Source organism: Aliiroseovarius sp. D2-2 (assembly GCF_055809455.1).
Genome location: NZ_CM147913.1, coordinates 33,508 through 47,942, shown reverse-complemented (window position 1 = coordinate 47,942; position 14,435 = coordinate 33,508). Strand labels below are relative to the sequence as shown.

General features: G+C 57.2%; 9 protein-coding genes and 4 pseudogenes. 8 read left to right on the top strand and 5 right to left on the bottom strand.

Features of this window, described 5'->3' with window-relative positions:
* The 7 genes and pseudogenes from lspA (at position 1) to AC0L6A_RS00185 (ending at position 7,661) form a co-directional block, all read left to right on the top strand.
* On the top strand, positions 1 to 474 hold the full coding sequence (gene lspA, locus AC0L6A_RS00215; protein WP_473291423.1) for a signal peptidase II: 474 nt from the start codon (positions 1 to 3) through the stop codon (positions 472 to 474).
* Between the two features lie 57 nt (positions 475 to 531).
* Positions 532 to 1,059 carry a DUF3035 domain-containing protein gene (locus tag AC0L6A_RS00210; protein WP_473291421.1) on the top strand — a complete coding sequence of 176 codons (528 nt, stop codon included), beginning with the start codon at positions 532 to 534 and terminating at the stop codon, positions 1,057 to 1,059.
* Between the two features lie 129 nt (positions 1,060 to 1,188).
* Positions 1,189 to 2,524: pseudogene (locus AC0L6A_RS00205) on the top strand (M16 family metallopeptidase).
* Positions 2,524 to 3,835: pseudogene (locus AC0L6A_RS00200) on the top strand (M16 family metallopeptidase). The pseudogenes AC0L6A_RS00205 and AC0L6A_RS00200 overlap by 1 nt, the downstream one beginning before the upstream one ends.
* Before the next feature lie 51 nt (positions 3,836 to 3,886).
* A complete protein-coding gene (gene mutL / locus AC0L6A_RS00195; protein WP_473291420.1) occupies positions 3,887 to 5,749 on the top strand; it encodes a DNA mismatch repair endonuclease MutL in 1,863 nt (620 codons plus the stop codon).
* Positions 5,746 to 6,976 (top strand): annotated as a pseudogene (locus AC0L6A_RS00190) (DNA recombination protein RmuC). The gene mutL and the pseudogene AC0L6A_RS00190 overlap by 4 nt, the downstream one beginning before the upstream one ends.
* Before the next feature lie 85 nt (positions 6,977 to 7,061).
* Entirely contained in the window at positions 7,062 to 7,661 is a 600-nt protein-coding gene (locus AC0L6A_RS00185; RefSeq protein WP_473291418.1) for an ankyrin repeat domain-containing protein, read from the top strand.
* Positions 7,662 to 7,751: 90 nt separating this feature from the next.
* Here the strand turns inward: AC0L6A_RS00185 and AC0L6A_RS00180 are convergent, their stop codons facing one another.
* From AC0L6A_RS00180 to AC0L6A_RS00160, 5 genes are all read right to left on the bottom strand, one after another.
* Complete coding sequence (locus tag AC0L6A_RS00180; protein WP_473291416.1) at positions 7,752 to 8,339, bottom strand: HD domain-containing protein; 588 nt, start codon at positions 8,337 to 8,339, stop codon at positions 7,752 to 7,754.
* 68 nt (positions 8,340 to 8,407) lie between these two features.
* On the bottom strand, positions 8,408 to 9,550 hold the full coding sequence (locus AC0L6A_RS00175) for a saccharopine dehydrogenase family protein (protein ID WP_473291415.1): 1,143 nt from the start codon (positions 9,548 to 9,550) through the stop codon (positions 8,408 to 8,410).
* A gap of 14 nt (positions 9,551 to 9,564) precedes the next feature.
* Positions 9,565 to 9,813 carry a SemiSWEET transporter gene (locus AC0L6A_RS00170; RefSeq protein ID WP_262920863.1) on the bottom strand — a complete coding sequence of 83 codons (249 nt, stop codon included), beginning with the start codon at positions 9,811 to 9,813 and terminating at the stop codon, positions 9,565 to 9,567.
* A gap of 1 nt (position 9,814) precedes the next feature.
* Positions 9,815 to 10,870: a saccharopine dehydrogenase gene (locus AC0L6A_RS00165; protein ID WP_473291413.1), complete on the bottom strand. Its 1,056-nt coding sequence runs from the start codon at positions 10,868 to 10,870 to the stop codon at positions 9,815 to 9,817.
* A gap of 9 nt (positions 10,871 to 10,879) precedes the next feature.
* Complete coding sequence (locus AC0L6A_RS00160; protein ID WP_473291412.1) at positions 10,880 to 11,530, bottom strand: histidine phosphatase family protein; 651 nt, start codon at positions 11,528 to 11,530, stop codon at positions 10,880 to 10,882.
* A 145-nt stretch (positions 11,531 to 11,675) separates the two neighbouring features.
* On the opposite strand from AC0L6A_RS00160, the pseudogene fdhF reads away from it, so the two are divergent.
* Positions 11,676 to 14,427, top strand: a pseudogene (gene fdhF / locus AC0L6A_RS00155) (formate dehydrogenase subunit alpha).
* Positions 14,428 to 14,435: the final 8 nt, after the last annotated feature.

Here is a 14,435-nt window from a genome sequence, read left to right as displayed (position 1 = left end):
ATGATGCGCGTGATCGGCATATCGGCGCTGGTGGCGTTCCTTTTGGATCAGCTGACCAAATATCACGCGTTGTACGTTCTTGATCTGGACCGCGTTGGCGTGGTTCAGATCTGGCCGCCTTATCTGGTTTATCAGATGGGGTGGAACACTGGGATCAATTTTGGCCTGTTCGGATCAGATACCAGCGTCACCCGCTGGTTCCTGATCGCGTTGGCCTTGATTATTGCCGCATGGGTGGTCTGGTGGGTCCGAAAAGAACAGGTCGGCAAGTTAGGCCAGATATCTACCGGATTGTTGGTTGGTGGCGCGCTGGGCAATGTGGTGGACCGCATCTACTACGGGGCAGTGGTCGATTTTCTGAACACCTCGTGCTGCGGTATCCAGAACCCGTATTCCTTCAATGTAGCGGATGTTTTCGTCTTTGCGGGGGCGATTGGGCTGGTTCTTTTTACATCAACCAACAAGACCCCGTGACGCGGCTTTCTATATGGGCTAATAAACCCATAGATTACCTTGGGGATTGGACGTGAAATGCGTGTATCGTCTGTGAAATTTCTGACACTTAGCGCCGTTATTTTGGCGCTGACTGCATGTTCTGATAGCGATCCGTCGCTGATGAATTTGCGTGCAACGCAAGATGGGCCGGATGAATTTGCCATTCTGCCAACCAAGCCTTTGCAAGAGCCCAAAAACTACGCAGATCTGCCTGCACCGACACCCGGAAAAGCCAATTTGTCCGACCCCACACCGAAGGCGGATGCCGTTGCTGCTTTGGGCGGCAATCTAGGTTCTGGCAAACTTCGCGGGGGTGAAGGGGCTGTGGTCAGCGCGGCCAGCCGTTACGGTGTATCATCGAATATTCGCCAAACATTGGCGGCCTCGGACCTTGAGTGGCGCAAAGACAATCGCGGCCGCGTACTAGAGCGGTTGTTTAACGTGAATGTCTACTATCGCGCCTATGAGGCAATGCATCTGGATCAACACCGCGAGCTTGAACGCCTGCGTCGTTTGGGGCTTTGGACACCAGCTGCACCGCCCGAAGCAGTGACCGATCAATAGCAAGGGGCCTTCGGGCCCTTTTTTCATTGTTTGGCGCGCGCGCGTTGAATACTGATCACATCTCCGTTGCCAAGGCTTGAAGAGCACGCAAGCGCGCGTAAATTTAACCCGTCACTGAAGGAGCATTGGATGCGTTTCATTTTAGCAGGATTGCTGGCGCTTGGGCTGAGTACACCATTGTCAGCAAAAGACGATGTCAGCAGTTACACGCTGGATAATGGGTTAGAAGTTGTCGTTATCGAAGACCATCGGGCGCCAGTTGTTGTACACATGCTTTGGTACCGCGCGGGTGCTGCAGATGAGCAATCCGGTGTCTCGGGCGTCGCACATTTTCTAGAGCACCTTCTGTTTAAGGCAACCGAGGACTGACGAGGCCGGAGCGCTAAGTCGAACAGTGGCTGAAAATGGCGAATCCGACAACGCGTTCACCTCGCAGGATTACACGGCATATTTTCAGCGTGTTGCGTCAGACCGTCTAGGTTTGATGATGGAAATGGAATCGGGCCGTGTACGTGATTTGATTTTATCGGAAGATGATATTGCGACCGAACGTGATGTGATTTTGGAAGAACGTGCCCAGCGTACCGACAGCGAACCAGCAGCCCTGTTTCGCGAGCAGTTGAATGCAGCGGCCTATCTGAACCATCCTTACGGGATTCCTGTGATCGGTTGGCGTCATGAAATGGAGCAATTGTCCCGCGAAGACGCATTGGCGTTTTACGAGCGGTTTTATGCACCAAACAATGCAGTACTTGTCGTGGCAGGTGACGTCGTCCCGGAAGAGGTTCTGGAGCTTGCTAAGACGCATTATGGACCTCTGGAACCCACTCCAGATTTGGGTCAGCGCGAGCGGGTGCAAGAGCCCCCGCAATTGGCAGAACGACGCCTTCGCTTTTCCGACCCACGCGTTGCGCAACCGTATGTGTTGCGGAACTACCAAGCCCCCGAACGCGACAGTGGCGCGCAGGAAGAAGCTGCGGCGCTTGTTTATCTTGCCGAGATTCTGGGCGGCAACGGAGCGACATCGGTTCTGGGTCGCGCGTTGCAATTTGACGAACAGCTCGCCGTGTATGCAGGGGCAGGATATCGATCGGTTTCGCTGGACGACACCAGTTTCACTTTGATTTTTGTGCCGACCCCTGAGGTGTCGTTGAAAGACGCCGAAGCCGCACTGGATCGCGAGATTGCTGAGTTTTTGGAAACCGGCATCGATCCCGAACAATTTGAGCGCGTGAAGTTCCAAATCCGAGCGGGCGATGTGTATGCGCAAGACAATGTCATGTCGCGTGCTGAACGCTACGGCGAGGCGCTGACCTCGGGATTGACGGTCGAGGACGTTATGGCTTGGCCGGATGTGCTTCAGGCTGTCACGCCCGAAGACGTAATGAATGCCGCGCGCGCGGTGTTTGATGAACGCAAAGCGGTGACCGGGTGGCTTGTGCCCGAAGGTGGAGACGAAATGTGATGAAACAGTTTGCCCTCATTTTGGCGGCATTCGCCGCCCTGACCTTGCCTGCTCGTGCAGAAGTTCCAATTCAGGAAGTCGTGTCAGAGAATGGCCATACCGCTTGGTTGGTTGAAGAACCGGCGCTGCCCTTTACCGCGCTTGAGATCCGGTTTCGTGGGGGGACAGTTTTGGACCGTCCTGGCAAACGCGGAATCCGTGAACCTGATGATGGGTTTGCTGGAAGAAGGCGCAGGTGATCTGGATGCGCAAGGGTTTGCCGAAGCACGCGAGGCTTTAGCAGCTTCTTATGGCTTTGATGCCGGGGAAGACACGATTTCGATTTCGGCGCAGTTCCTGACCGAAAACCGGGACGAAGCGGTCGCGTTGCTGCACAAGGCGCTGACGACACCGCGTTTTGATGACACGGCGATTGAGCGGGTGCGCCAGCAAGTTCTGTCTCACCTTTCATCGCGTGCGACCGATCCTAACTCGATGGTCGGTGATGCGTTCGATGCCGCTGCCTATGGGGATCATCCTTATGGTAGCTATGATGGCGGAACCGTTGAAACTGTTACCGCGCTGGCGCGTGAAGACATCCTGACTGCCTACAAGGATACCTTGGCGTTGGATCGCATCTATGTGGCAGCCGTTGGGGACATCACAGCCGCGCAGCTTGGCCCCCTTCTGGATCGTCTGTTTGATGGGTTGCCTCAGAACGGTGCGGCGTTGCCCGATCGGGTCGGATTTGGGTTGCCGGGCGGAACCACTGTTGTGCCCTTTGACACCCCGCAATCGGTTGCCCTTTTCGGCCATGACGGGATCAAACGCGAAGATCCCGACTTCTTCGCCGCCTATGTGGTCAATACCGTTCTTGGTGGGCCCAGCTCGATCTCTCGTCTGATGAATGAGGTGCGTGAAGAGCGTGGTTTGACCTATGGGATCGGTTCGTATCTGGTGCCGGCGGAGTGGACTGAGAGCGTTCTTGGGCAATTCTCAAGCCAAAACGCGGTGATCGGTGAAGCGATCAACGTGGTGCGCGATGAATGGGCGAAGATCGCCAGTGAAGGCATCACGGCAGAGGAATTGAAGGCAGCGCAAACCTATCTGACTGGGTCGTACCCGCTACGTTTTGACGGCAATGCCAACATCGCCAACATCATGGTTGCGATGCAGTTGGAGGGGCTTCCCATCGACTATATTGCCACCCGTAATGATCAGGTGATGGCGGTCACATTGGATGAAGCCAATCGCGTCGCAAGCGAGGTCTATCACCCCGATGCGCTTCATTTTGTGGTGGTTGGCCAGCCCGATGGTGTCGTGTCGAACTAAGCCTTTTTCCGTAATGGTCGAATCGGGCGTGGTTATGCTAAGTTTTGTGCCATGCCCGAAGGAAACCCCCAGATAAGCCCGGAAACTGCCGTGAACCGTCCTGTTATCCGACAATTGGATGATGCTGCAATCAATCGGATTGCGGCAGGTGAAGTGGTGGAACGCCCGGCTTCGGCGGTGAAAGAACTGGTGGAAAACGCCATCGATGCGGGTGCGACCCGGATCGAGGTTTCTTATGCCGATGGGGGCAAAACCCTGATCCGCGTGACGGATGATGGCTGCGGGATCGCGCCGGATGATCTGGCGCTGGCGATGTCGCGTCATGCGACGTCGAAAATTGATGGGTCCGACCTTTTGGACATCCACACATTCGGCTTCAGGGGCGAGGCTTTGCCGTCGTTGGGCGCTGTCGGTCGGCTGACAATCACATCGCGCACCGATGGGTTTGACGCTGCAATGATCCGCGTGGCTGGTGGCAAGACGGACCCGGTGAAACCGGCAGCGTTGTCGGCGGGCACGGTGGTTGAACTGCGCGACCTATTCTACGCCACACCCGCCCGCCTGAAATTCCTGCGCACGGATCGGGCCGAGGCGCAGGCGATCAGTGATGTGGTCAAACGTCTTGCCATGGCCGAGCCTCATATCGGCTTTACCTTGCGCGATGTGTCCGGTGGTGGCGAGGGTCGCGTGACCTTCCGGGCCGATCCCGAAACGGGCGACATGTTTGATGCGCTTTCAGGCCGCCTGTCGACCATTCTGGGCCGAGATTTCGCCGAAAACGCTATTCCCATTGATGCTGAGCGCGAGGGGCTGCGGCTGACCGGCTTTGCAGCGCTTCCCACCTATTCGCGTGGCGCTGCGGTGGCGCAATTCCTGTTCGTGAATGGCCGTCCGGTGAAAGACAAACTGCTGACCGGTGCGCTTCGGGCCGCTTATTTCGATTTCCTCAGCCGCGACCGCCATCCAGCAGCGGCGCTGTTCGTATCCTGTGATCCGCATCTGGTCGACGTAAACGTGCACCCTGCGAAATCCGAGGTTCGGTTCCGCGAACCCGGCATCGCGCGCGGGCTGATCGTGTCGGGCCTGCGCCATGCGTTGGCCAATGCAGGGCATCGGGCGTCGACCACTGTGGCGGGCGCAACGCTGGGCGCGATGCGACCGGAACAGACCGAACCGCGTATTTATCAAATGGATCGTCCAAATGCAGGGGCGATGCGGACGGCCTATTCGGCCCAAGCGCCCATGTCCGACACCCCGGGATTTGCCGAGATGTCCGCGCCTTCGGCCAGGTTTGATCCGGTTATCGAGCCGGAACAGGACACCCCGCAAGAGGCTTTGCCACTTGGGGCTGCCCGGGCGCAGGTGCATGAGAACTATATCGTCGCCCAAACCGAAACGGGTATGGTGATTGTTGATCAGCACGCCGCCCATGAACGTCTGGTCTATGAGAAACTCAAGCGCCAAATGACTGACAACGGCGTGGCCCGTCAGGCACTTTTGATCCCCGAGATTGTCGAATTGTCAGCGGGTGACGTGGCGCGTCTGCTCGAAGTGTCCGAGAATCTCGCCAATATGGGCCTGGTCATCGAACCCTTCGGAGGGGACGCCGTCGCTGTGCGTGAAACTCCGGCTATTTTGGGCGAGATCAACGCCACCGCGATGATCAAGGACGTGCTGGATGAACTGGCCGATTTGGGCGACAGCAACATGGTGCAGGCCAAGATCGAAGCGGTCTTGTCGCGCGTCGCCTGCCACGGCTCGATCCGATCCGGTCGTTGGATGCGCCCCGAAGAAATGAACGCCCTACTGCGCGAGATGGAGGCCACGCCTCATTCCGGCCAGTGCAACCACGGGCGCCCCACTTATGTCGAGCTGAAGCTCGCTGATATCGAAAGGCTGTTTGGACGCACATGATCCAGATCGGTGACACAACTTATGACCTTTCCGACCCGTTGGTGTTGTTGACCCTTGGGGGCATCGTGCTGGCGCTTCTGATGTTCATCTTGCTGATCGTCGTTCTGCGCCGTGCGGGCCGGTCGACCCAAGTGTCCGAGGATACTGGTCCGTCAAATGGGCGGCCTTGGGCAGGCAGTTCAGGTTTTGGGCGCGGGGCAAGATCAGCTTTCTGGCGGGTTGCGCACTGTGTCGGATGCACAGTCCACCGGGCAAACGCAGGTCTTGCAAGCGATGGAAAGCCGACTGGCCCATGTCCAGCAGCAGATGAACGACCGGCTGCACGACAACGCGATGAAATCCGCCCGCGCCATGTCCGAGCTGCAGGAACGTATGAAGGAAAGCCTTCAGGGCAACACGGTGAAGACGACCCAAAGCCTGACGCAATTGCAGGAACGGCTGGCGGTGATCGACAAGGCGCAGGATAACATCACGCGGCTGTCGGGCGATGTGCTAAGCCTTCAGGACATCCTGTCGAACAAACAGACCCGCGGCGCGTTTGGGGAAATCCAACTGACCGATATCGTGTCGAAGGCACTGCCGAAAGACAGCTATGACCTGCAACAGACACTCTCGAACGGGAAGCGTGCGGATTGCTTGATCCACCTGCCGAACCCTCCGGGACCGATCGTGATCGACTCCAAGTTTCCACTGGAAGCTTACGAACAGCTGCGCAAAGCCGACACGCAATACGAATTGAATGAGGCTGCCAAGGCGATGAAGGTCGCGGTGAAGGCGCACATCAAAGCGATATCCGAGAAGTATATCCTTGAAGGCGAAACCGCCGACGGTGCGTTGATGTTCCTGCCGTCCGAGGCCGTCTATGCCGAGCTGCACGCCAACTTCCCCGAACTGGTCCGCGAAGGGTTCGAAGCGCGCGTCTGGATCGTCTCGCCCACCACCTGCATGGCGACGCTGAACACCATGCGCGCGATCCTGAAAGACGCCCGGATGCGTGAACAAGCGGGCGAGATCCGCAAGATGTTGAAGAACCTGCACCGCGACGTGGAACTGGTGGTCGAACGCGCAGGCAAGCTGGAGACGCATTTCGATCAGGCGCGCCGCGATGTCGAGGGGATCACAACGGCTGCGGAACGCGCCGGGAAACGAGCGGCACGGTTGGACAACTTTGATTTTGAAGAGCTATCGGACGGGGCCGAAAATGTTGTTCCGATTGGGAAGGGGTGAGGTTGTCATATACTAGTGCAGAATATCAGCAATGAACTCAGAGTGGCGGATGCTGCACATTGTCGAAATTTCTGCTATTCCCTGATTGTCCCAAAAAGATAGCAAAGAGATTTTCGACTGGAGCAATGATTTGGCCAGAAAAGATTGGTTCGATGCAGGAAACAAGCTCACTGATGACCCTAGCTACAATGAGCTATGCGAAATTCAAACGTGGCTAATGGATAGCGACCTTGAACAACTCGAGTTTGCATCTCAGGCGGTGGATAGTTTTCCTTACGAAATGGACAGCTGTTATGGATCGCCTTGGATCGTGCATGCAGTATCAAGTGGCTCAATAAGATCCGTCAAATGGATGATTGAAAAAGGTGTTAATCTTCAACCAATTGCCACTGATGGGTACCCTCTAGTGATCAGTTGCATAGAAGTTGAGGGAAAAGAAAAGTATGAAATACAGCGCGTGTTGATCGACAATGGTGCCGACATAAACGAACGTGGGATCAACGGTTGGACCCCGTTACACTTGGCGGCCGTTCGAGACGATGAAAAGTCTATGCGCATACTATTGGAGGCGGGTGCGGACCGGACCATCACCACCGAAATAGACGATGATGCAACCGCGGAGGAAGAAGCTCGCAACTTGGGCCACCTAAAATCCGCTGACTTCATTGCTAGTTTCGTTTCCTGACCCACAGTGGTCATTTGTTCAGCCTGAACAAACACCAAACAGTCCGCAAAGTCGACGCTGGGCGCACTTAGGTTGTCGCGCTGAGCCCGCTCACCCCTCCCGCACCTCATTCAACTCCATATGCCCCTCTGATCGACTGAACACGCGGCGCAGGATCGGCTCGAAGAACTCCAGCGGCTTCGTTGGATAGTCCGGATCGAACGAGTTCTGGTCGTACTCGTGGCAGAATTTCACGCAGGCGTCGTAGTGCGGGCTGTCTTTGTATTTTTCGCGCGCAAAGCGGTCTCCGCCAAGGTGGTGGTTATAGTAGTAGCCTTGGAAAACGCAGTGGTGTTGCAAGATCCAGTGGGTGCGTTCGCTTACATAGGGTTTCACGATGGCTGCGGCCAATTCGCCATGGTTGAAGGGCGACAGCGTGTCGCCCAGATCGTGCAGAAGGGCGGCGATGACAAGGTCTTCTGGCTCGCCTGCTTCATGGGCGCGGGTCGCGGTTTGCAGTGAGTGCTGATAGCGGTTGATCGGGTAGGGCGTGTCTTCCTCGTCCAGATCTTTCAACGCATCCAGCAGACGGTCGGCGACCGCGTTTGCATAAGCCTCGTCATATTCCATGACGGCAAGGAAATCTTCCTTGGTGGCGGTCTCGAAACTTGTCCAAGTCGGTTTTGATTTGTCCAGCATGGCGGCCTCCCTTTTGGGTCAACCTAACACGGTAGAACCGCCATACTGGTTCGTTTGCGACGTCGTGATCAGGCGGAGTGATCAACCACAGCCACGTGCTGGGCCAGTTCCTTCACGTGACCCATCCAAGTCTCGATCAGTTCGGGGTCGGCAGTGGCGGCGGTGACGCCGGCAGGGGCCTTGCCGTCCAAAACCATGTCGATGGCCAGCGATACGGGGGTCGAGACAAGCCGCGCCATGGCGGTGCCGCGATCGTCGCCCCAAGCGTCCATGACATAGGTTTTGTGATAGGCGTTTGCGCCGTCCTTCTGGGCCTTCAGTGCCACGCACATGATCACGCGGTCGGGTTCGCCATCGTCATACGAGTTCTCGTCCCAGAACTGGTCGGACATCTCTTTCAACCGGGCGTCGCCGGATGCGCCTTCCAGCGTTTCAACCTCGGCAAATACGTCTTTCCACGCGTTGGCCCAGCCGTTCAGGCGCAGGGTGCCGCGCACGAAGGTGTCGACGTTCCATGCTGGGTCGAACTTGTAGTCTTCCATAAAGGGGATCGAGTCGCGGTTCGGGTAGACCTCGAAGCTTTCGGCCTGTTGCAGCGGGGCGTCATAGCTGCTGATTGCATCCCACGGGCGGGCCACGTCGTACGGCTGGCCGTCTTTGATGGATTTTGACGGCGAGCGCAGGGCTTTCAGCACGCCCAGCGGGGACCAGCTGAACTTGTATCGGAAGGGGTTCGCGATCTTCGGAACGCCACCGCAATAGGATATGAAGCTAAGCTTATTGCCCGCGTCATAGGCATCGGACGCGCGGTAGTCCGCTACCAACCAATGGGCCATCAGGTGGTCGATGCCGGGGTCCAACCCGATCTCGTTCACGCAGGCGAGACCTGCGTCGTTGAACGCCTCATCCAGCGCTTTCATCTCGGGCGCGATGTAGCTTGAAGATACGAAATGCGCACCTTTCTCAAGGCAAAGTTTGGCGACAGGGACGTGTAAATCTCCAGGCAGCATTGAAACGGCGATGTCGCCGGGTTTCAGCGCCTCGGCTAAAGCGTCCAGCGAAAATGCGCGGATGTCCTTCGTCAGGTCGCCCACAGCTTCTTCAGCCTTCTCGACGGTCCGGTTCCAGACAGTGACTTCGCGCTCGTTTTCGATCAGGCGACGCAGGCCGGGGATGGCCGACAGGCCGGTGCCACACCAATGGATGGTCATAAGAGAATTTCCTTTCAACCGAATTTTAGTTTTGCGACGATGATCGACCCGACCAGCGCGATTGCGATAGCGTTGGCAATTACCATGGGCCACGCGGCCAGCATGACGCCATAGATCAGCCAAAGCGTGACCGACAGAAGCACCAAAAGGTTGGTGGACAGCGATAGGTCTTTGGTTTGGCGGGTGCGCCATGTGCGTAGGGTTTGGGGCATCCAGCAGATTGTGCTGACGATCCCGGCAAGGCTACCAATCAGGGTTTCCATCTTAGATGTCCTTCATATGGGTGCGGAAGGTGTCCTCGGCCCGGCCCCAGACGCCTGTGGTCAGATCGGTGAGCGTCGCAAGCGAGGGCAGAAGCTGTCCTGCGTAGTCAATTGAACTTTCAAGCGGCAGCATCGAGGGCAGGTTGTCGATGGCCATCACGTCCAGAATTGGGTCGTTGGCCACGCGCAACGCGGGCGCGTCCCAACTGGTGGCTTTGTCATAGACCGGCACTGGGTTGTAGTCGCTGTCCGGATCGCAAGCGATGTCGCCAATGGCTGTTAGTTTGCGATCCGCAGTCATCGCGCTTTTCGGGACAAACACGGGTGTCTGTGGACCCGCAAGGATGCAGTTGATGAACAGGTTGTGGTCAAGGATCTGTGGGAAGGGGCCACCGCTGGCGGTTTCTGCCATGTCCCATTTGGTGACAGTGACGCCCATCGCCTCCATCAGGTCCGAGGCGCCGGTGCCCACGCGGCCCAAAGCGCCAATCACGATGGCGTTAGGACGGGGGGCTTTGGTGGCGTCGAGTTCGGCCAGCAATTCGCCCAGCAGCGCGTCTTTGTTTTTGTAAGCACCCACTGCGCCACAAAGCTTGTCGTGCTGTTGCGCAGCCCAAGCCTTCAGCGTCACGGCTGCGCCAGCAAATCCTGCCCAATATCCAAAGGCAGCCACGCGGCGCCCGGTTTCATCGACAAGATATTCAAGGTCATAAAGCGTGCCGCCTCCGGCCTTGAAGCGCTCCAGCAGGGCGCGACCGGAGTGCTGGCCCTTGAAGGCGTGACCGAACATGATGTGACGATGAGGCAGGGGTGTGCCGTCCTCGGGCAGTTCTTTTAGACCAAAGATGATTGCGTCATGCGGTGCATCAGGCCAGCTGTTTTCAGGCGCGATCTCGCAGCCCGCATCGCGGTAACCGTCGATGCCGATGGCACGCACGCGACTTTCTTCGACGGTAACGCGAATGCCTGCTTTGATCAGGTCCGCAGCACCCTCGGGCGTTAGTCCAACCCGATCTTCATTTAGGCGTTGTTCGGCCCGAACCCATAGATGTGTCATCTTGTTCCCCTAAAAATGTGTCTGCGCGTGGTGGCGGTCTGTTGGTTCCAGATGCGGCACCGCGTTGAATTGGGTCAGCGTCAATCCGGCGGGCATCAGCCGCATCCGATGGATCGAGCTGTTCATGATCGGCAGGATCGCCCGCGTGAAAGGGCCAATATCCAACCCCATCACCACCCGTGTGGCCATGCCAATGAACCCGCCCGAGGTGAAGATGATCGCATCTTCGCCACTTTCGGCGATCTCGTGAATCACCTCAGACACGCGCGTTTGGAAGTCGTGAAAGGTTTCAGGCGCACCTTCGATCTTGCCTTCTTGCCAAGCGGCGAAGGTCAGTGGCAGGTGGTCGATGAAATCTGTATGCCCAGTCGGGTGCGGAATGCCGAATTGCGCGTGCATGCGTTCGGACAGATCGAAATATCGCACCTCGTCCAGACGGGCGTCGGCGGTGAAGCTTTCGGCCCCCCATTCCTGCGCCGTTTGTTGATGGCGGGTTAGCGTGCCTGCGTAAATCCGTTCGTATCGTTGTCCGGTATCGCGCATATGCTGCCCCAACCAACGTGCCTGCTGGCGACCCAAATCGGACAGCCGGTCATATCCAGCTTCGTCGGTGGCCGTATTGTTGGCCTGTCCGTGGCGGATCAGAGTGATGGTGGTCATGAAAGACTCCTTTGACCCATTGCTAGGGAATTGTATCCAATTCGAAAAGGGGGGCTGGCGCAAAAACGATGACTTGCGTCGGGAATGGCGAACTGACGTCGCGCCGCACATGGTTTATACTACATCTCGAATGACGGAGGAACAGATGAGCGACGGTATCAAATTCACCCTTGATGGGCGCGAAGTTGTGGCCCGCGAAGGCGAAAGTATCTGGGATGTGGCCAAGCGTGAGGGCACGCTGATTCCGCATCTGTGCCACAAGGATGTTCCGAATCTGCGCGCCGACGGTAATTGCCGCGCTTGCGTGGTCGAGATTGAGGGCGAGCGTACGCTGGCGGCCTCGTGTATCCGTGAACCCGCTGATGGCATGGTGGTCGTCACCGACAATGCCCGCGCGAAATCGGCCCGTAAAATGGTGGTCGAGCTTCTGATGACCGACCAGCCGGATCAGGCGCATGATACCTCGTCGCATTTGCTGGACATGGCCGCGCTAAACGAAGTTGAGCAAAGCCGTTTTCCGAAGCTGGAAGAAGGCCGCGTGCCGCTTTTGGATGACAGCCACGTTGCGATGAGCGTCAATCTGGACGCGTGCATCCAATGTAACCTCTGTGTACGGGCCTGCCGCGAAGTACAGGTGAATGACGTGATCGGTATGGCCGGACGTGGTCATGACGCCTATCCGGTCTTCGACATCGATGACCCGATGGGTGCGTCGACATGTGTGGCTTGCGGTGAATGCGTACAGGCCTGCCCGACTGGCGCTTTGATGCCGGCGAAGGTTCAGGACACCTCCGATTTCGACAAAGAGGTCGAAAGCATTTGCCCCTTCTGCGGTGTTGGCTGTCAGGTCAGCTTGAAGGTGAAGGGCGACAAGGTGGTTTATGCCGAGGGCATTAACGGCCCTGCGAACGAAGGGCGTCTATGTGTGAAGGGGCGTTTTGGTTTTGATTACATCAACCACCCGCACCGCCTGACCAAGCCGCTGATTCGAAAAGAGGGCGCTGAGAAGGGCCTGAACGTCGATCCAGCTGATCCGTTCACCCATTTCCGCGAAGCCACATGGGACGAGGCGCTGGATGTGGCTGCCAAAGGCCTAATGGATCTGCGCGATGAGCATGGTGGCGAAGCCGTTGCTGGCTTCGGTTCGGCGAAATGTACAAACGAGGAAGCATACCTTTTCCAGAAGTTCATCCGTCAGGGCTTTACCCACAACAACGTGGACCACTGCACGCGTCTTTGTCACGCATCGTCGGTTGTGGCATTGTTGGAAAATGTCGGCTCCGGCGCAGTGACCGCGACCTTTAACGAGATCGAAAACGCCGACGTTGCCATCGTTATTGGGTCAAACCCGATCGAAAACCACCCGGTTGCAGCGACCTATTTCAAGCAGTTCACCCAACGCGGTGGAAAGCTGATCGTTATGGATCCGCGCGGCGTGGGCATGGGCCGTTTTGCGACTCACCGTTTGCAGTTCAAGCCCGGCGCGGATGTGTCGATGCTGAACGCGATCATGCATGTGATCGCCGAAGAAGGTTTGCAAGACGACGCATACATTGTCGAGCACACCGAGAACTGGGAAGCGATGCGCGAGCATCTGAAAGCCTTTACACCAGAAGCGATGGAGGAGGTTTGCGGCATCCCGGCTGATGAGTTGCGCGCCGCCGCCCGCACTTTTGCCGCCGGCAAGAACGGCATGATTTTCTGGGGCATGGGTATTAGCCAACATGTGCACGGCACGGACAACTCGCGTTGCCTGATCGCGCTGGCGCTTATGACCGGCAATGTTGGGCGTTCCGGCACCGGGTTGCACCCGTTGCGGGGTCAAAACAACGTGCAGGGTGCGTCGGATGCTGGTCTAATCCCAATGTTCTATCCGGACTATAAGTCGGTGAAGGATGAAGGCGTTCAAGCGCTCTATCGTGATGTTTGGGGTGTAGACGGATCTGAACCCTAACCCTGGCCTGACCGTGGTTGAAATCATGGACGCTGTTTATGATCGCAAGATCAAAGGCATGTATATTCTGGGTGAAAACCCGGCCATGTCCGATCCTGATGTGAACCACGTGCGCGAAGCGTTGCGCCGGATGGAGTTCCTTGTCAGCCAAGATATCTTCCTGACGGAAACCGCTTGTTATGCGGATGTGATTTTTCCTGCGGCAGCACTGGCCGAGAAAACCGGCACAACCTCAAACACGAACCGTCAGGTTCAGATGTGTCGCCCTGCTGTGCCTTCCCCGGGTGAGGCGAAGGAGGATTGGTGGATCACCACCGAGCTGGCCAAACGGATGGGCATGGGTTGGACATATGACCACCCAAGTCAGGTTTATGCCGAAATGGAACTGGTGATGCCGTCGTTGTCACACATCACATGGGACCGATTGGAAACGCAGAACGCTGTGACCTATCCGTCGCTTTCGCCGGAAGATCCGGGACAAGCGGTCGTGTTTGGTGACAAGTTCCCGCGCGAAAATGGCCGCGCACGCTTCGCGCCTGCGTCGATCATTCCACCCGCAGAAGTTCCCGATGACGAGTTCCCGATGGTTCTGACCACAGGCCGTCAGTTGGAGCACTGGCATACAGGGTCCATGACCCGCCGTGCGACCGTCCTGGATGCGATCGAACCCGAGGCGAACTGTTCCATGAACCCCAAAACCCTGCGCGACATGGGTTTGGAAGCTGGGGATATGGTGCGCCTGACGACCCGGCGCGGCACGATCGACGTGATGGCGCGGGCCGACTACGCGGTTGCCGACAACATGGTGTTCTTGCCGTTTGCCTATGTCGAAGCGGCAGCCAATCTTCTGACCAATCCCGCGCTCGATCCCTATGGCAAGATCGCCGAGATGAAGTTCTGTGCCGTTAAGGTCGAAAAGACCAATCAGATCGCCGCAGAATAATTGTTTAG